An 18,806-nucleotide genomic window follows, 5' to 3' on the forward strand; every position below is an offset into this window, starting at 1 on the left:
GTGCGGCTGATCGTTATTCCTGCCGTTGAGGATTTCGGTTGTGGTCAGCTGACCACCAAGCTAACCTCTTGGAAAACACCAACTTTCAAAGGCGGCTTGTCGCAGGCATTGTGCCGGTTACCGTCTGGCTCCCGAGCCAAATGACGCCTCTTAGGGGAACAGTAGACCGTGATCTCAATACGAACGCGCCCAAGGTCGCGCACGAACAAGACCAGGAGCGAAGTCTTCGCACGAAATGGCAGCCGCCTTTCATCAATTCATTGGCACCGGCGCGGCAAATCGCAAGGCGGCCGGCTGTGCCGGCTAATCGCGAGTGGGCGATGGCGCCGCATGGATAGGACGCAATAGGAACAACTACCTGCTGCCATCCGCAGCGCCGGAATCTACGGGGCTGATTCGCGGCGGCACTTCCACAACACTGGGAGAATTCATCAACCGCTATCTTGGGCGAGGTGACGCAATGAGCCACTCGACCCTATGGTCTTTTGACCAGGCAAGAATGGCATTCGAGGTGAGTTTGGTGCCGTTGTCGGAGAGATCATTGCGAGTTTCGAGCGAGGCGACGACCGGAGATCGAGGTGTCCGGGGATCGCCGCGAGGCATTCTCGCGTCGCGTCATCGACGATGTTGAGCACGCGAAACCCCCTTCCGTAAGCGAACTTGCAGGCACGCGCGCACCGATCCTGGCCAACGCGAAGGCTCTGCCCGCTGGTCGCTGGATTTTGTTCGTGACCAAAAGCAAATGATCCAGTGGAACATTTCTCCACCGAACGACTGAGGCATATACCTATCTCGCAAGGCCCAGCCATCGGCACAGTATTTGAGTCCGTTGAAGAAGGTGATGGGTCCAGGCGGCTTGGAGGAGGCATAGCCGTTCCAGCCGCCGAGTTTGGCGACGATCCAAGCGGCCCAGGCGAGCGAAGCTTTGGGATGGGGATTGGATTGCAGCTTGGTCTTGCCCTTGAAGCGGCTTTCGAGGGCGGCGAGCGTGTTGATCTCGTGGGGACTGACTGCCAGGCTTGCCGGGTGAGGATCGCCGCCACTGCGGTCCTGCACGAGTTGGAGGACGATTGCCGCGGCCTTGGCGGCGATGGCGACGAGCTTTTCCAGCCGCGGCGCTAACTGCAATTGGCTGTCTTCGATCTTGAAGCCCTGCGTCTTCATCACCCGGAAGAACTGCTCGATCATCCAGCGCTGCTTGTACCAAGCGACGATCTGCCAGGCGTCAGTCGCACTGGAGAGCGCATGGGTGGTCAAGAGCAGCCAATGCAAGGGCTCGACACCGTCGGGTGCGTCCGGTTCGACGACCTCGACCCAACTGAGCCTAACCCCGTCGGGCAGCCCTTCTTCGCGCAGGTTTTGCGGTCGCCTGATCGTCGCCTGGCCGAAGCGCAGGCACAACGTTGCCTGCCGCGCCGGACGGTCGGCGCGCTCGCGCAGCTCGATCGTTTGGGTGTCGCAGAACCGAACTGTCTCTACGACATCACGCAGTTTAGAGCCGCCGATGAGTGCATGGTCATGCATGACGCGCGACAAAAGATCGAAGCGTTGGTCGGGCAGGCGCGCCCACATCATAAAGAAGTCGCCCTATTGCGCGACCTCGCGACCGGCGACCGGCGACCGGCGGCTTCGGCGGGGGGGGGAGCGCCGTTGGGGTCGACCGCATCTACGGGCTCTATCGCGAAGAAGGACTTTCCGTTCGCAAGCAGAAAAGCCGGGGCGGCACTGTCGGCACGCGTGGCCCGATCCTGGTCGAAGCGAAGGCCAATGCCCGAAGCTCGCTGAATCTCGTTCACGACCAGTTCGCTTGCGGAAGGCGGTTTCGCGTGCTCAACTTCGTCGAAGACGTGACCCGCGAATGCCTGGCGGCGATCCCGTGCACCTCGATCTTGCGTCGTCGCGTCGCTCGCGAACTGTCGGTCCTCATCGAACGGCGCGGCAAACCGGGGATGATCGTCTCCGACAACGGCACGGAATTCACCTCGAATGCCATCCTTGCCAGGTCGAAGGATCATAGTGTCGAGTCGCACGGCATCACGCCGGGAAGCCGATGCAAAACGCTAATGTCGAGAGCTTCAACGGCCGGATGCGGGACGAGATGGTCAACCAAAGCCTGTTCCTCGGCTGCGATTATGCCCGAAGCGCCATTGCTGGGCCGACGATTACAACCACTTCCGGCCGCACTCATCGCTCGGACCAGACCCGGGCACGTGATGCAGATACCATTGCCGCAACCGGCTCCAACGCTGCGCGAGATGAAAGCTTCGCGTTTCCGCCACTTGGCGTACTCGGAGCGCGCAGGCTCTAGTTGTGAGCTTTCGGGAGGTTGTCCATTCAAAGCGGATTTAGGAGACTGGAGCTATCACACCTCGAGTCGGAAGGATCGCCGCGAATGAACATTCATAAGAATGCCCGACTGACGCCGTTGCGCCGGGAACAAATGGCGCTTGCTGTTATCGAAGGGCATCTGACCCAGGCTCAGGCAGCACAGGCCTATGGCGTCGCGGCCAAGATCGTCGCCCGTTGGGTCGAGCGTTTCAAGGCCGGTGGTCGAGAGGCGATGCTCGATCGTTCCTCCCGACCTCATGCCATGCCCCGGCAGACCAGTCAGGCGCTGGCGGAGCGCATCATCACGCTTCGCCGCCAGCGCCTGACTGGCAAGCACATCGCGATCGAAACCGGTGTATCTGCAGCGACGGTGAGCCGGGTTCTCAAGCGCGCAGGCCTCTCCCGCCTCAAGGATATCGAGCCGGCCGAGCCTGTGCGTCGTCATGAACGCCAGGCTCCCGGCGAGATGATTCATATCGACATCAAGAAGCTCGGCCGGTTTCATGAGGTCGGCCACCGCATCACCGGCGATCGCACTCGCCAGAGTTCGCGCAGAGGCAAGAGTTGGGGCGCCGGTTGGGAATGCGTTCATGTGGCCATCGACGATGCCTCTCGCATCGCTTTCTCACAGATATCGCCGGACGAGACGAAAGAAAGCGCCGTGGCCTTCTTGAAGGCGGCATTGGCCTATTATGCCAGCCTCGGGATCGCGGTCGAGCGCGTCATGACCGACAATGGTCCCTGCTACACATCAAAGCCATTCGGCCAAGCTTGTCGCGACAACGGCCTCAAGCACGTTCGCACCAGACCATATACGCCTAAAACCAACGGAAAGGCCGAACGCTTCATCCAGACCGCCCTCAGAGAGTGGGCCTACGCCGTCGCCTATCCCAACTCGGACATGCGCGCCGCCGAACTGCCACGATGGCTTCATCGCTACAATTGGCACAGGCCTCACGGAAGTCTAAACTCAAAACCACCAATCACTAGGCTCGCTCTTACCCAGGACAACCTGTTGAGGCTCCACATCTAGTCGCCGCCGGAGAGGATTGAGTGCTAGGTCAGCGGGTCCACTGATCGAGGTTTTTCGCCAGACTCTGCTGTCGTGGGCCAGCAAGTCTTTTGGGGTGGGACGCACTGCCAACAGCTGCTTTTCCGGTGGTCAGCTGACCACAGCTACAACACTCTGAAAAGAAACGACATTTTCGGGCGCTACTATGGACGGCGCATGACCCGCTCCTCGCGCCACCTCTCACAAGATCGGTTGTGTAGAGATAGGTACCGTCCTGTCGCCGCCATGGGTCGCGGGGTCTTGGCGGTCATTTTTGATCGTACATGACGTTCTAAGGGCATTGGTCATGGTTGCCCGGGTAGAATGGCCGACAGCCCTTCTATGCGGCTGGTGTAGTAAGGTCAGTTGATGCACGGAGCCGATTGAGCGGCTTCGTGTTCGAACGAACAATCGCGGTGTTTGTCACGACTGAAAGGAGACATTGCTTTGTAATCTTAACGGCGGTCTCCGCAGGATGCTTCAGGACGAAGACCTCCCAGGCTTCGAGGACAGTCGAAATTTGCTGGTCGTAAAACGAATGTTTGCAGATCTTCGGCCGTAATCATTCTTGTAGGAAATATAGCTGGCGGCGCGGACAAATGGCTCAATCAAATTGTCGAGCATCCTTGAAAGAACGCCGAAACGCGGACGGATTGTAAAAGAAACAAATACTGTCTGACTGAGTTCCGGCTCGCGCCCGAATTCGTCGTGCAGCCGAGACGGCTTTTTGGTAGCGAGGGGAGCGGCTGTCCTCTGCTTTTACCCGCGCCGCCGAGGGTCATGGCCCGCGCGCCTCTGCGGATCATAATCACCGCGGCTGAAGCCTTCAGCACGTTCCGGGGGAGGGGGCGAGCAGGCGGAGGAAGCCGGCTCCGCGGCGAGGATGTAGGCGCTGAGCTGAAACCGCGGAGCGATAGCGACTAGCGGTCCTGGCGCTACAGATCCCCAAAGGCCGGACCTGACGGCTATGCAGTCGAATAGCGACAAGAAAAGACTCTCTGCCATCGGGCGTCGGATGAACCATGCCCTCAACGGCGAATGAGGCCAAATCGGTGGGCTTCGTCCAGCAGGACCCGCACCGAGGACGGTTGCCAGTTCTTGCCGCTGCGCACAGGCCGTTCTCCCATCTGGTCCAGTTGCGCGGCAATGTCGCGCAGCGACAGGTTGGGATCGGCAATGGCAATTGCCGCCACCAGCTTCATCAGATAGTCTTCGGGAGCCCGGCGAGGGGATCGAGCAAGGAGTTCCTTCTCCGCGAGCTTTTCGCGTACCATGCGATGAACAGCGCGACGAAGGCGTTCGACGGTCCAGTCGTGGCCACGGCGATTGAGAACCCGCACGACATTGTCCCAACTGTGCTGCGGCCGGAGTTGACGCACCATCGGCAGCCACGTCTGCGCCGATGCAATGAGTTCATCGAGATAGAGCTTCTCCCGTGCCTGCGAGATTGCCTTGATCGCCTCCGGCCGTCGTTCTCGCAGACCGGGATTTCCAGGAAGCTTGCCGCGTGCCTTCGCCGCCTTAATGCCGGCTTTGGTACGCTCAGCGATTAGCGCCCGCTCGAGCTGCGCGACGGCGCCGAGGACCTGAAGGGAAAACATGCCCTGCGGGGTCGACGTATCGATTGGATCGCGGATCGACCGGAAATGCACGCCGCGGGCCTCGAGGTCCTCGATCACCGACAAGAGATGACTGACGGATCGGGCCAGTCGATCGAGGCGCACGACAATGAGGACGTCGCCGGCGCTAAGTTCAGCGAGTAATCGCGTCAGCACCGGTCGAGCCCGCGATGCTCCGGAACCATGCTCCTGATGGATCCGATCGCAGCCGGCTGCACGCAGCTCGTCCAACTGGGCATCGTGGACCTGTTCATCCGTCGACACCCGGGCATAACCGATCAGCCGCTTGGGAGATTGTTGGTTGTCAAATGTTTGTGGCTTTGCCATCGCGCTTGTAACGGCCCTGTCTCGAAGTAGTTTGTACAGATAAGGCATGCGTTAGAAATCGAACAGTTGCAAGCGTGTTTTAGCCATTGAATAGCGGCCCGTCAGACTCAAAATGCTACCGCGGACGAGCAACGGAGCGTCCGCGGTGGCAAATGCGCGTCAGCGGGCTTCCAGGGCGGAAATGCTGGAAAAACAGCGGCTTTGGTGATGGCTGCGGGCGGAGAAGCCTGCTGAAGGGCGCCGGCGCTCAATTCCGGAAATGAGGACCGGCCATGTGTGCCGACGGCGGCCGTCGAATTTTGCGATTGAGAGTCCGGTCATCCCGGGCGAAATTGCCCTAAATGCCCGGATTTCCGGGGCGAATCCGCCGATCCAGGACGACCGACATCGCTGATTTGCGGCGTTATAGCAATCGCTTCCGATAAGCATTACTTATCGGAAGCCAGGTGTGGCCTGGAACATCATTAAGAGTGACGGAATGTACTGCCATATTGGCTTCCGTGACAGAAAAGAACATTGCTGGCTCATATGGTTAACGAGATGCAAACGCCGGCAGCTTCCGCCAAATCGGATGCTGCTGAGGATGGGTCGGTAGACTACCGATTAATTTTCGGAACGGTATAGTAACGGATTGAATTGTTATCTATTCGGGAATTGCGTTGCAAATTGCGCTGCAGCTGATAGTCCAAAAGCAGAACGAAACGGCAAATCAACAATGACCACGTCTCGCCACATCGTGACCCTTTTAAAAAGCCACATCGCCGGCGATGAGGAGAGATTCCTGTCGACCGCTCTGCAGTTGGCTGCCCATGAGGCGCGGCAAGGACATGGCAAGCTGGCGCAGGAAGTCAAGGATCTCGTCGATACAGCGAAGACGCGAGAGCCGAGCATGCGTCGACCGGGTGGAGCGGTCGCACTCGTGCAGCCGAAAGGTGAGCTCGCCGGTCTACTGAGCGCCCGTTATCCCGACATCCGTCTGGCAGACATGGTCCTTGCCCGCCCGCTTCGCCTGCGTCTCGATCGTATTTTGGCCGAACAGCGACAGCAGGCAAACCTGCGTAGCCACGGACTCCAGCCGCGACGTAAGATCTTGCTAGTCGGTCCGCCGGGGGCCGGCAAGACGATGACGGCGAGTGCGTTGGCCGGGGAACTTCACCTTCCCTTATTTACCATCCTCCTGGACGGTCTGATCACCAAGTTCATGGGCGAGACCGCGTCAAAGTTGCGTCTGGTTTTTGACGCAATGACCGCAACCCGCGGCGTATATCTCTTCGATGAGTTCGATGCGATCGGAGCAAGGAGGGGGGACAGGCAGGACGTGGGAGAAATCAGACGTGTACTCAATTCCTTCCTACAGTTTGTGGAACAGGATGAAAGCCACGCCTTGATCGTCGCAGCGACCAATCATCCTGAACTGTTGGATCGTGCTCTTTTCCGTCGTTTCGACGATGTCATTGAATATGCGCTTCCGGATGTATCGCTCATCGAAGCGATCCTTCGTAACAGGCTCGATCGCTTCGCAATGTCCGACATATCATGGACAGAAGTCGCTGCCGCCGCCCAAGGTCTTTCCCCGGCGGAGATTTCTCGTGTGGCTGATGACGCCGCCAAGTCCGTCATTCTGGACAATACGGACACAATAACCCCTGATAGCATACTTAACGCGATTGCCGAGCGCCGCACCGCCGCCGAAGCCATGGATGCGAGCAACAGGCCATAATGGCAATCGGACCACGCAATCGCCCGCATTTTCTGCTTAAAGATAACGGCGCGGTAGAGCCATACCGGCGCCCTAACCGGAAAATCGACCCACCGGCGCTACCTCTGCGCAATAGACAGGCCCATGCCCAGGCTTTGGCGCTCGCCGTGGGAGGTGCCGTCGCGGCGGCTGAGCAGCAACTCGCCGCGCCCGGAGTGACAGCGTTTGAAACGCGTGGATTCTATCTCGAGTTCGATCTCCCTTCTTCCGAGGGGGCGGGAATTGACCAACTCGCAAACAGACAACAGAAAATGGAGGTTGTCGCCGTCCGCGAGCTAGAAGGGGAGGGTGGTATTGTCAAGGCTTCGGTGTTTGTCCCGGAGCGCGCAAAAAACTACTTCCTAAATAAGATTGAGCAATATCGAACGACGGACACCGACAAAGGACGACCGCGAAATGAGCCTTTGATCTCCAGGATCGAAACTGCTCAGCTGGCATCGGCGCGTTCCCTCTTCACCGATGAGGAAGCGCTATTTCCGCTCCACGAGGACGTGGCGGTGTGGTGGGAAGTCTGGCTGCGCGAAGGTCGGCGCGAGCGGTTTGAAGCCATAGCTGCCGCCTTGGAAATACAGATGCGCCAGCATGCCATCCGGTTCCCAGAGCGCGAAGTTGTCTTAGCGCTTGCGAGCTCGGTGACCATGGATCGTGTGGTCGCACGTAGCGATACGATTGCTGAATTGCGTCGAGCAAAAGATACTCCGGCGTTTTTTATAGGTCTTGGAGGCGCCGAGCAAAGAGCCTGGAACGACGATCTCGCTGATCGTGTTCAGGTCGCTGAAACCGCTAATGACGTTGCGATATGTCTATTGGACAGTGGAGTGCGTCGCACGCATCCCCTGATCGAGCCAGTATTATCGGTCGATGATTGGCACACAATCAATCCCGACTGGGGTGCCGACGACACGCCCGCGTGGCAGGGGCATGGCACGCGCATGGCCGGGGTCGCACTTTACAACGATCTGATCGATCCGCTGGCCGCTCAGGATCCCTTCGATATGCGATATCGGCTGGAGAGTATTAGAATACTGCCGCCCGGCGGCGCAGACGAAAATCAGCCTGATCTTTACGGCGCGATTACCGGCGAGGCGATCGCTCGAGCCGAAATTCAGGCGCCGCACAGAAGCCGCGTCATTACGACCGCCATAACCAGCACGACCCCGTCGCGTGGACGGGCCTCGTCCTGGTCTTCATCCATCGACCAGCTGTGCTTCGAAACCGATGCGCAGCGGTTGATCCTGATATCGGCCGGAAACATACGCATCGATCTAACGCCGGCCGATCTGTTTGTTCGCAACGACATCGAGCCGCTAGACGATCCAGCGCAGGCATGGAACGCAATCACCATCGGGGCTTTCACCAACAAGGTTGATGTTATCGATGCGGCTTTTGCCGGATACACCCCGATTGCGCCAGCTGGAGAACTCTCACCCGCGAGCAGGACCTCCGTCAGTTGGGATCGCCAGTGGCCGGTCAAGCCAGATATCGTCATGGAGGGCGGGAACCTGGCGTATGATGGCGTGAATCCGGGTGAGCCGATTGATGATCTTCGCATCCTGACAACGCATTTCCGTCCAGAAAACCGCTACTTCTCTACGATTGGAGATACGAGCTCCGCGACCGCTCAAGCTGCGAAACTAGCAGCAGAGATTATGGTGGGTAGGCCGGGGCTCTGGCCAGAGACCGTCCGTGCTTTGCTTGTCCATTCCGCTGAATGGACACCGGCGATGGCCGCCCGCATCACGAACTGCCACGGCAACAAAACGCAGTTGCAGGCGCTTCTCCGCCGGTATGGTTATGGGGTGCCTGATCTCGGCCGGGCGCTACTTTCAGCCAACAACGATTTGACCTTGATGATCGAGGACGACATTCGACCCTTCCAACGTGAAGGTACCGGATCGGTCAAAATGAGAGATATGAAGCTCCATAAGCTACCTTGGCCAAAGGAGGACTTGCTGGCTTTGGGCGCTGCGCCTGTCGAGGTCCGTGTCACGCTATCTTATTTCATCGAGCCGAATCCCGGCGAGCGAGGCTGGACGAGACGCCACAGATACGCCTCGCACGGATTGCGCTTCCAGATGAAAACGGCAACGGAAACAGTCGGCGAGTTCCGGGCGCGCATCAATCAAGCTGCGCGAAGCGAGGAAGAAGGTGCGCCCGTCAGCGTCGGCGAAGGCTGGCTGTTGGGAACATTCCGCGACAGCGGGTCGTTGCATTCGGATTTCTGGCGGGGGACGGCGGTCGACCTTGCGGAGCGTGACGCCATCGGTATCTTTCCAGTCGGCGGCTGGTGGAAGGAAAAACCGTATCTGGATCGATACAACCAGCAGGCGCGCTACTCATTGATCGTGACTATCCGTGCGGCTAATGCCGCGGTTGATCTCTATGCGGCGGTCGAGACGATTCTGACAACCGAGATCGTCGCAGAGGCATAAGATCCCGTTAAGTGATGGGTGGTTACATGCCCGCAGCATTTTTGTATTTCAGGCCGGATCCACACTCGCACTTTTCGTTTCTGCCCAATTTTCGCTGTCCGGCGGGCCCTCGCCCCAGTATCTTTGCCAAGGATCCCGGCGGCGGCACTTGCCGTTCCAGCCTGACCGTTCCGGCGATGACAGCTTCGACATGTTTAGCCCGAGTTTTTAGCATCTCGGATTGTGGCCCATCCATTGCGTATTCCCTCAATGCGGCGAGTTCCCGCCGCGCCATGCCGAATTCTCCGCACCAAGCCAAGACGATCGCATACATGCTCCGGGTGGGGAGAATCATGTCAGTCAATTGGCTTTCGGCAACCACCGGCAACACATGCTGTTCCATTGTTTTCCTGGCGCCGCCGGGCTGAGCCATGATCACCAGGAAGTCGTCGACAGCCTCCAAGCCGGTCGTGACCACTGATCTTGCTGCGTAGGCCAGACCATAGAACTTCAGCGCGGTGAGACGTCGCATCAGCGGGGGCCGATCCAAAGACACTGCGATGTGGCACCATAGATTTAGACAGTCGGCCAATCTCTTGAGGTCATCGCGGTTCGCAAATCATCGTTCTCGCGGCGATCAACTGAAGTTCTTTTGTTAAAAGACGTTCTACAATACGATTTTGTTGATGCAGTGATTCTCGTACGGGGCTTTGGATGAGCGATGAACTTGGCGAAGAAGAAATTGAGGTTTGCGCCACGGCTAACGAGATCCAGTCAACTTATCCACTTGCAACTAATCTGAGCGTAAGCGGCCCTTTCGAAGATGAAGACCATGCACGCGGCTTTGGCCACGCGTTCATCGGTTCTCTACAGGTGATCGGGCAACACATCAATCTAACCGATCTTGATGGAGTGACAATTACTGGCACCTATCACGAAACGCTACTTCAGATTGATCGGGGTTTGGAGGGACTTCGACCACTCACGGCGTCTACAATAGAGGACGGTGTTATCGGAGTGGCAATGGCCCCCGCCGTTTTGCGAGATGGATTGCTAAAAACCCATTTGATTTTCGACGTGAACTACGTCTGGCATATCGCAGACCCCGAAAGCGAGTTCTTTGCGTCGGCTGTGCACACGATTGCCCATGAATGCGGCCACGTTGAAGTGCATACGGCCCTTGATCAGGCCCTACCAGGGCGGATACTGCGCCATCGATATGCCGACTACATTGAGCAATATAGAGAGGAAGTGATTGATGCCTGCTTCCAGGAGTATGGAGCTACCCGGCTGAGTGCTGGTTTCGGTCTAAATCCGATCGACGGTTACCGCCAGACGTTCTTGACGGCGCTCGCCGACACTGACGCTGCTGCTAATGGGTTTATTAGCGCATATCGCACGCACGGCGATATTGATCGTGTCCTGTTGGAAGTGCCTCCGCTTTACGCAAACCTGATAAAATGGGCATCGTACCTAATCGGCACGATGCACGGCTTAGGCATCATGGTCTCAGATCAGCAAGGTCTCGCAGACGCCCTTTCCGATCATTGGTTTGCTGACTACTTCGCGCGGCTTGAAGCCGCTTATGCCGAGCTGTGGGAACGCCTGGGGCAATGGGAGAGCGCGAGTGAGTTTGACGGGCTTGGCGACATCGCGATCGAGGTCTTGGAGGCCGGCGGCATGTTCCTTTCCCGAAACGAAGAGGATGGCATTCGGGTCGACATTCCGTTTAGGGCGAACAATACACCGAACTATGGTCTCCTCAGCCTTCTTAGAGGCATTTAGACGAGCCTAAGTCTCCAACGCTCGCAGAGGTCCGTCGGGTAAATGTGGAGAATCCTCTATCACGGTCGATGTGTGCTCGCCCTGTGCCGCTGCTCTCCACCTCTACCGGAGGGCAGGGGCGCTAGAACCTTGCGCGGCGGAAAGTCGTCCTCTTCGAGATCGCCGGTCTCATACACGAGAAGGAGCCTTCTACGGAAACCAGACGACGAATGACGTTGCTGCGGAACGCCGCATCGACGATTTCCGCCTCAGATATGCCGAGATGGAGGACCGTTCGTTGGCCGCATCATTATGCCCCTCATCACGCAAGTGGTTTTCCAGACGCAAGCGCTTCTGACGTCGCTCCCAAAGAAAGCGGCCATCAGTCCAGACCGCAACCAGTGCGGCAAGGACCGCTGCGAAGTTGGCGAATATCGAGCATGTTATCCTCCACAGCCCTTACCCTCCTCGCAGACACGACTGCCCTGCAAGCGATGACTCAACTATAGGCACGCAGGTGTCGGCGTTCTAGCATTGTTTTGGCCCCACGAGGCGCCGAATGCATCAAAGCAATAATGTGGTGCCATCAGAATCCGGCGTGGTACTGGAGAAGCGCGTTTCCCCGGTCCGAGGGTTCGATTCCGTTCAAGGCGAAGGATAAGGACGAGTGTCTTAATTGGGGCCGGAAGCAGACCGACAGCTCTTCGCCGGCGGGTTATCGAGAACGGACTTTGGCATCCGCCGTAGTTCATGTGGCCGGTGCGCACTGTCGATAGCTTGCGCCGGCGCGGAGCCCTTGTGCTTCAATGCGGGGGAGCCACCTGGGGCCAGGGCCGACCACTCTGAATATTAGGATGTCTCGGCTCGTCCAGGATGGCCCCATCTTCCTGGCGGATCATGTCAATGCGGGTCAAGTAGTCCACCGCGAACGCCGCTTGATCCTTGTCGGGAGAAACGGTCAACGCGAACAACTGCCGTCTAACCTCGGAAGCATTGAGCGGCCTAAGCTCGTACGACGTCCCGTCAGGGCTATGCGGCTCTCTGCTATAGATCATGTCCTGTACACCGCGCGCGCCTTGCCGGCGTATAGTTTGCCGACCCACCGAGGATTGTGCCGCGGCCATCAGACCTTCGACGGAAGAAGTTTTCAGAAGGACCGAGAAAACCAGCTCCTTTGCTCCGTCGGAGCGGGCCGCGGCTAGTTTTTCGAAGAGATAGGGCATATCGTTGTCCGCCATGGCGTACGCAAGCTGTTCAGGCAGTAGGAAATGGCCTGTCCTGAGGTCAAAGCCCTTTCCGAGGTGTCCCTCGACCCCTTCAAGAAGCAGGTCCATCGCGCGGCGGAACCCTAGCTTTTGCACTTGGCCGAACCACTCATGCTCCGACAGCATGTCGGGAAACCTGAGGGCAAACTCTCGCAACATGCCCGCTTTGGTTTCGACGCCCAAAAGCCTGAGCTGAGGCAGGATATCCCTGATCTGCCACCGCGGAAGGTTCTTTTCAGGAACCAGCGCTAAGGCGTCGAAAACAGACGTCGGGCGGTCGGTGTTCGGAAGTACTTTTAGCCAACTGGAGATCGCGTGCGACGTCTGGTCGTCCCACCACCTGTTCTCCTTTTCGGCCAAGACATTGCGGAACTCCTGGAGGACCAGGTCGGCCGAAGGCAGCAGCCCGCCCACAATCATGCCGTTGAAGAAGTCGAGCTTGGTGTGAGACGTCACCTCCAAGCCGGCAACCTTCGACATCAACTCTGGCCGGACTATATGCGGCATGACGACGGCAATTGCGGCCAATGCCACGGCACGTCCGTAGAGCGGTTCGGATGCTGCCAATTCTTCCGCGACGTCGAGTATAATCTCGGCCGCATCAAGTGACAGGTCGGATTGCTTTGACCTTCTTTCACGTGCAGCCTGAGCGCGATCCAGATCGGGCCAGACATTTGCCCGTTTGTCGAGGAGAGTCGGCATGGCGATGAGCCGGAGCGCAATCGCCGCGTCATGGCCAAACTCAGGATGACGCAGGAGCGATTTTGCAACTTCATAGGCGTCGTCAGTGCCAATCTCGTAAAGTGCCTGCCGGTACGAAAGTGCATGACTGGTGCGCCACTCGTTCAGCGCCTCTTGGTTGCGCCCGCCCTTGGCCAACTCTTTAAGTGCATCCCGCTGCTTGAGGTCTTCTAGCAGGAATTCTGAGACCCACTTCATTTGTGATGAGTCCGGCACGCGCCGCATGGCATCCACAATTTTGGCCATATCGTGGCGTGACGGTGGGCCCGAACGCATGAGGCAGTCCGCCCAGCCGTTCAGCGCTTCAACGAGCTTGAGGCGGCCCTCAGCTGGAACATCGTCCATTGGCTCATTCGTGCCGTGTTTGCCGTGGGCGGTGATAAGGTCTGCGAGGGCCTCGATATCGCCGTGGTCTTGTATGGCCGAGAACGACACGACTGCCTCGACGAACACGTCGGGGCGCGTACCTGATATCTTGTCTCGAAGCAGTCCCAGGGGAGCGTACGTCGCAGACGACGGCATCCCGTTCGCATAAATTTTGGGCTTGAGCTCGAGGAATTCGCTTATCATCCTCGCAACGATACCGGGTCCTGAGAGGAAGAGTGCGCCGCCGGTCCGCTCATCTATCTCCTGGCTATCAATGACGATGGTCGCGAGTTCTGGCGCCTCGCTGACTGGCTGGGGCGACAGGTATTCTTGCACCCGGAATGGCAATGGAGAGCCGGTCAAAATACGGTCCGTCATTGCCGCGGCAACGACTTCGGGAAACGCGCTAGCGACCTGATGGAAGGCAGCGGTCTGGTCCGCCCTTAGGTCCAGTTTTTCGTTGCGCAGGATAGCGTCAAGATCGGCGACCTCCCCCGAGCTTTGGGCTTTGCGGATAGAGCGAGCGAGGTTACGGGCGGGGCTTGCCATTGCGCCGGTGTCCTCATCCTGCAGCGCTCGCAAACGCGTCAGGGCGGGCGGGGCGGTCAGTCCGTCGAAATAGTCCCGCTCGGCAACGCGTCGCCAAACTTCATTGTCAGCGCCATATAGCACTGCTGTCGCCTGTCTGGGTGCGCCTCGGAAAAGGAATGCTTCCACTGCTTTTGACTTCACCTCGACGCTGGGGTCTCGCTTCGCGAGGTCGAACGCGGTTTCGAGAGCTTCAATACCCCCGCCGAAGATGAGCCCCGAAACAAGCCTCTCCCGGACCCGCTCCTGCAGGTGATCGTAGTCACTTTGCAGGTAGCCCCCGAAAACGCTTGGTCGGATACGATCGCCAATGTTGAGAGCTTCGCTTTGGATTTGGTCGCTTGAGTTGGAAACAAGCGGCCAAACCAGGTCGGCAAAGTCACCACGGCCCGTCTTCATCATGAATCCGACCGCCAAGTCCACCTGATCGGCTTGGTGCCATGAGCGTGCAAAAGCTTGCACCTCGTGTGAGACCAAGCTCCAAACTGCGTCTCCTGTCCGGTACACAATTTCGGCCGCAAGCATCGGTCCGACAGACATAGCGAGTCTCGCCGCTCGGGCGACGATAGCGACACCAGATTCATCCTCTGCAAGGCGTTCACAGGCGAAGAGAATTGCTTCTTCCCAGAGCCGGTCGTCGAGAAGCTCTTGGGCAAAACTGCTTTCGAGGCCTGCGTCCTTAGGAAGGTCACGCATCATTGCCTCGACATGCCCGGCGGCATACCATTCCTGAAATTGCTGATGCTGGAAGGCGTAGGTGTCGCCTTCGCCGTGCACCAACACGTGCGTGGCGACAAGGGTCTCCAAGACGCTTGCAGGTTCCGGGGCGTTCTGGACCAGCCCCTCGGTCAACAATTTTGTGTTGCTTGCTCGTAGGGACTGTCGTGCTGCCGTGTCATCCAGCGCCGTAGTCCGCGCCTGCATCATGGCGACGGCCAGGTCACCCAGATAACGCCTGTGTTGCCCCAGCATGCTTTGTCGAAGTTGCTCGGCACGTTCGGGAATATCTTCATGCTGTTTTACCAGCAGCGAGATGGTGCTTTCCTTGGTGGTGGGAAGGGCGCCGGCGTCTCCAACCTGCAGGAGGACTTGGAGGTAAAACGGGATCCGGGCAAGGTCGCGGACGCCTGACGTTCTGCGCACACGGTCGAGCAAGTCCTGAGCAACACTTCCATGCCGGGATGCCAGGTCTTCCTGCTGCTCGTCGGAGAGCGACTCGACGTGAACCGTCCGCGCAACAAAGGGCACCGCCGCGGCCTGTGGGCGCGTGGTAATGCAGATGACCAGAAGCGGAAATTCACGCCTGAGCGCCCGCATGGTCTTGATAAGGGCTAGCCGCGCAACCGGTGTCACCTCGTTCCAGCCGTCCAATAGGAACGCAATTTCACCGTGCGCTGAGAGAAACTTGAGATGCTCTGACCGGATGCCTGCAAATGCCTGACGACCAACTACCCATGAAAAGAGGTCGTCCACGCTCTGGCCGACTTCTGCGAGCGGGACCAGCAGCGGTAAAGGCCCGCTTTCCAAAAGTCTGGCACCGAGCTGCACCAACGTGGTCGACTTTCCCTGACCCGGCTCCGCCACGAGGTCCAGAACGCCACACGACCGGAGTGCTGCGGCCATTTCGACGTGCGTGAATGACTTTCCCCGCGATGAGGCAGATGTCAGATAGAGCGAAACGGCATGGGCGGGGCCCTGCTGAGCGAATGTCTCGATGTGGCGCTGAGCTGCCGAGCGCACCTTTTCTAACAGGGCTGGCAAATCTTCGCTCCGTGGAAGGCCAAACTGCTTGCGGAGATATCCAAGCGCATCCGCGAGTTCGGTGCCCATAGGCTCCACGCGGGCGCGGCCACCTGTTAGCAGTTGTTCAAACGCCCTTTCTTCCGCGTCCTTCTTCCATTTGTGAAGCAATTCGACCGGGAATGCCTTTTCGTCATGGTCGATCTGGTGGGCATGGTCGCTACAAAGCCAGATTCCATTATCCGGGGCTTTCCGTTCTTCCGGGGTCAGGCGGGCGTCGTAACGGGCAAAGCCCTCCGAGGCGGCCGTGATGTGCGCCGCCACACCGATGTTCATCGTGCCTGGACCGCCTTTTTGCGGGCCGACAGTTGGTTTGGTGCATTCCGGGTTGGAGCAGAGCCAACCAACACGCTGGGCCAACAGACGCTTGGTCGGCTCGGTGAAATTGTCGCGCTGGCTCTTGCCGGAGGACGCAAGTGAGGTGGATGGTGTGGTGCTTACTTCGGGACTGACGCTCATGATCAGAGCTTAGCGCCGTCCGGACTAACGGCAAAGAACAAAGAACGCACCAAACAAAGGCGCAGGCGCTGTCTCAACGCGATTGTAGAAATGGTTAAGTCAAAGTCTGACATCGTCCTTGCAGAATGGTAGTGGGTCGCTCGTCCCAAGTAGCGACGTCTGGTTTTCCATGGGCAAAAGAAGTCCTCGACCGACCAAGAGACTATCCCAAATGGTACCTTGGCTGACTGCAGGTATGTCTGGTTTCGGAGACAGGGCTGAAATGCCTGAACGACCGGAATGGGGGCGCAAAGCGGCCACCACGACTTCGCTCTGAGTCTGCTTCGGTGCAGGGTTTCGGATGCCGACCATCCACGTGGTGGGTGGCGCCGAGGCGGCCGTCCGAAGCGATCCGTTGTTCAAGGAGCCTCGTGGACGCCGTGTTGCAAGGATGTTCACGGTCTGAGCTAAAATGATCGCATAATGGATCGAAGGGAACTGGCCCGGCAGGCGAGCAAAGAAAGACAAGGTTGACAGGCGCATTGCTTCTTCGATTGAGGGTTCGGCAGTTCATGCGTGACGACGGTGGTGCCGATCGATCGGGCCTTCGCCCGTGCGCGCTGGCAACGCCGGCGCTCTGGATGCGCTACATAGACCGCGTCGGGGTTGGCGGAAAATCTTTTAAAACTCCGGCGATGCACAACAAGGAAGCTCGCCGATAAGTTGCCCACGTGCAACTTTTGAATCAGTACGGTTTGACTTCGTTCAGGGCCAATGTAGCCTCACCCGTCTCATCCCCCATTCGACTGGCCACGAATTCTGCTCCTGGAAAGGTGAGGTGGACATTTGAGCGTGGCTATAGACGGGCAGTCCGGTAATCGTTATTTCGGATATACCACCCCATCACCAAATCATCCCGTGAATTTTCAAGGGCTTTTATATTGAAAAAAGTGCAACGCAGTTTTGCCGTCGAGTACAAAAGCGGCAGACGAAAACTCGATACTAGGTCGAACTCGATCTGGGGCAACGTGGACCTAAAATCCGTCGCTCGCGACCTAGACAAAGAGGCAATGCCGTTTCTGTCGGATAGCTCTCAGAGTGGCAAATCCAACAGCGAAATTTCTCTACCAAAACCAGATCAGGCTGAGTCGTTGTTGACACCGCCTCTTGAGCCGTCGACAACTGCATCAGATACACAGGAGACGAGCATGGCCGACGAGACTGATACTGCAACCAGTGCCGATGTGCCGGCCGTTGTCGAAACGCCAATTACGCCGAAGAAACAGCGCAAACCCAGGGCCAAGAAAGCCGCGACACTCGAAACCGCGTCAGCTGACACTACGGCAGAGCCAGCAGCTGCTCTGGCCGGCGCCGGTGGTGTGAAGAGGAGAGGGCGCAAGACAAAGGTGGTCGAAGCTGCGGCGAGTGCCAAACGCGCACCGGTGCGCCGCGCTCCAAAGGCTGTGCAGCCGGCGCCTGCCGCGCCGATGACCGCGATCGATGAGATGGCAGACCTATTGCAGTTGGAAGAGGAAAATCAACGGCTGCGCAAGCTTCTGGCTGAAAAACTTCGCGCTGAAAATGCCGATCTGCGCAAACGGCTGAAGCTCGATTGATAAAGGCAGCCGGTCAACCGCCGGGCGCATTTCCATGCTTATCAAGATACACATTTTGGCGGCGGTGGATGCTGTTGCCAGAAGTAAAACACACTGCCTGCTTGCGGGATAACACGCGAGGTCGGATAGATGGCGTCTCCCTGGAAATTCCTTGCCCGACTGATCTCACCGGGACGCGAACAAAAGCGAAAAAACGGCTCGACCGAGAAGGTTTCGCCGGAGGCGTTGCCTAGTTCTGGTCCGACTGAAACGCCTGCCGAGGACAGCCTGACCAGCGCTGCTCGACCGGCAAGCGAGGAGCCACCTCGTCACGATGAAGCCGCTGCAATCTCCGCAGTGCCAGTGCAATCCGAAGAAGCCGAAAACGATGTCCACGACAAGGTCGACGGCGAAGTTGCCGAAATCGTGGAGGTCGCTGATCCCGCTATATCAGGTGGTACTGGTTTCGACGTCACCGCTGCGAATGATGCCGCTAGGCTCAAGCGAATTGCCGAGTCGCACCGCGCGAGCAAAGGAGCCGCAGCAAGGAAGCGGTGGCGATTGCAAACGATCCCCAATTTATCCAAACTGCAAACGGGATGAGCCTCGATGACTAGATCAGGATGCTCAGGGATCAGCTGGCCAGAAAGCTAACGTTGCAAAACGCGCAGTTGAGAAAAATGCTGGAGCGGTTTGAACCATGAGCGTGACGCGCTGCCTGCCTTTTAAGCTTGTTGCAGGTGTCCTTTCAAGG

9 protein-coding genes and 3 pseudogenes are annotated in these 18,806 nt (G+C 58.2%); 7 read left to right on the forward strand and 5 right to left on the reverse strand.

All coding sequences use genetic code 11. The features are described 5' to 3' along the window. Positions 1-450 precede the first annotated feature (450 nt). Positions 451-662 (reverse strand): annotated as a pseudogene (locus tag RHE_RS33935) (IS3 family transposase); the annotation flags it as partial. Then, positions 616-1,575 (reverse strand): IS4 family transposase, encoded by a 960-nt coding sequence (locus RHE_RS29430; protein WP_011053283.1) that lies wholly within the window; start codon positions 1,573-1,575, stop codon positions 616-618. The gene RHE_RS29430 and the pseudogene RHE_RS33935, both read right to left, overlap by 47 nt. Before the next feature lie 98 nt (positions 1,576-1,673). On the opposite strand from RHE_RS29430, the pseudogene RHE_RS33065 reads away from it, so the two are divergent. Both RHE_RS33065 and RHE_RS29440 read left to right on the forward strand, forming a co-directional pair. After that, positions 1,674-2,308 (forward strand): annotated as a pseudogene (locus tag RHE_RS33065) (integrase core domain-containing protein); the annotation flags it as partial. A gap of 84 nt (positions 2,309-2,392) precedes the next feature. Further along, the gene (locus tag RHE_RS29440) at positions 2,393-3,361 is read left to right on the forward strand and encodes an IS481-like element ISRel2 family transposase (protein ID WP_011053284.1); all 969 of its coding nucleotides are present in this window, start codon (positions 2,393-2,395) and stop codon (positions 3,359-3,361) included. Between the two features lie 1,046 nt (positions 3,362-4,407). On the opposite strand, the gene RHE_RS29445 is transcribed toward RHE_RS29440, so the two are convergent. Continuing rightward, positions 4,408-5,325 carry a recombinase family protein gene (locus RHE_RS29445; protein WP_008534020.1) on the reverse strand — a complete coding sequence of 306 codons (918 nt, stop codon included), beginning with the start codon at positions 5,323-5,325 and terminating at the stop codon, positions 4,408-4,410. Between the two features lie 715 nt (positions 5,326-6,040). Between RHE_RS29445 and RHE_RS29450 the strand changes: the two genes are divergently transcribed. Together RHE_RS29450 and RHE_RS29455 are read left to right on the forward strand one after the other, a co-directional pair. Continuing rightward, on the forward strand, positions 6,041-7,045 hold the full coding sequence (locus RHE_RS29450; RefSeq protein ID WP_011053285.1) for an AAA family ATPase: 1,005 nt from the start codon (positions 6,041-6,043) through the stop codon (positions 7,043-7,045). Continuing rightward, complete coding sequence (locus RHE_RS29455; protein WP_011053286.1) at positions 7,045-9,516, forward strand: S8 family peptidase; 2,472 nt, start codon at positions 7,045-7,047, stop codon at positions 9,514-9,516. The genes RHE_RS29450 and RHE_RS29455 overlap by 1 nt, the downstream gene beginning before the upstream one ends. A 22-nt stretch (positions 9,517-9,538) precedes the next feature. Here RHE_RS29455 and RHE_RS29460 read toward each other — a convergent pair whose 3' ends face one another. Next, complete coding sequence (locus RHE_RS29460; RefSeq protein ID WP_155248993.1) at positions 9,539-10,027, reverse strand: hypothetical protein; 489 nt, start codon at positions 10,025-10,027, stop codon at positions 9,539-9,541. A 182-nt stretch (positions 10,028-10,209) separates the two neighbouring features. Between RHE_RS29460 and RHE_RS29465 the strand changes: the two genes are divergently transcribed. Then, entirely contained in the window at positions 10,210-11,280 is a 1,071-nt protein-coding gene (locus RHE_RS29465; protein WP_011053288.1) for a hypothetical protein, read from the forward strand. A gap of 782 nt (positions 11,281-12,062) precedes the next feature. Here RHE_RS29465 and RHE_RS31310 read toward each other — a convergent pair. Further along, positions 12,063-16,478: an NACHT domain-containing protein gene (locus RHE_RS31310; RefSeq protein ID WP_011053289.1), complete on the reverse strand. Its 4,416-nt coding sequence runs from the start codon at positions 16,476-16,478 to the stop codon at positions 12,063-12,065. Positions 16,479-17,398: 920 nt separating this feature from the next. Here RHE_RS31310 and RHE_RS32435 point away from each other — a divergent pair. Both RHE_RS32435 and RHE_RS29480 read left to right on the forward strand, forming a co-directional pair. Then, positions 17,399-18,073, forward strand: a complete 675-nt coding sequence (locus RHE_RS32435; protein ID WP_011053291.1) for a transcriptional regulator — start codon at positions 17,399-17,401, stop codon at positions 18,071-18,073. A 129-nt stretch (positions 18,074-18,202) separates the two neighbouring features. Then, positions 18,203-18,756: pseudogene (locus RHE_RS29480) on the forward strand (hypothetical protein). The last annotated feature ends 50 nt before the right edge of the window (positions 18,757-18,806 follow it).

The sequence above is a fragment of the Rhizobium etli CFN 42 genome, assembly GCF_000092045.1.
Lineage (GTDB): Bacteria > Pseudomonadota > Alphaproteobacteria > Rhizobiales > Rhizobiaceae > Rhizobium > Rhizobium etli.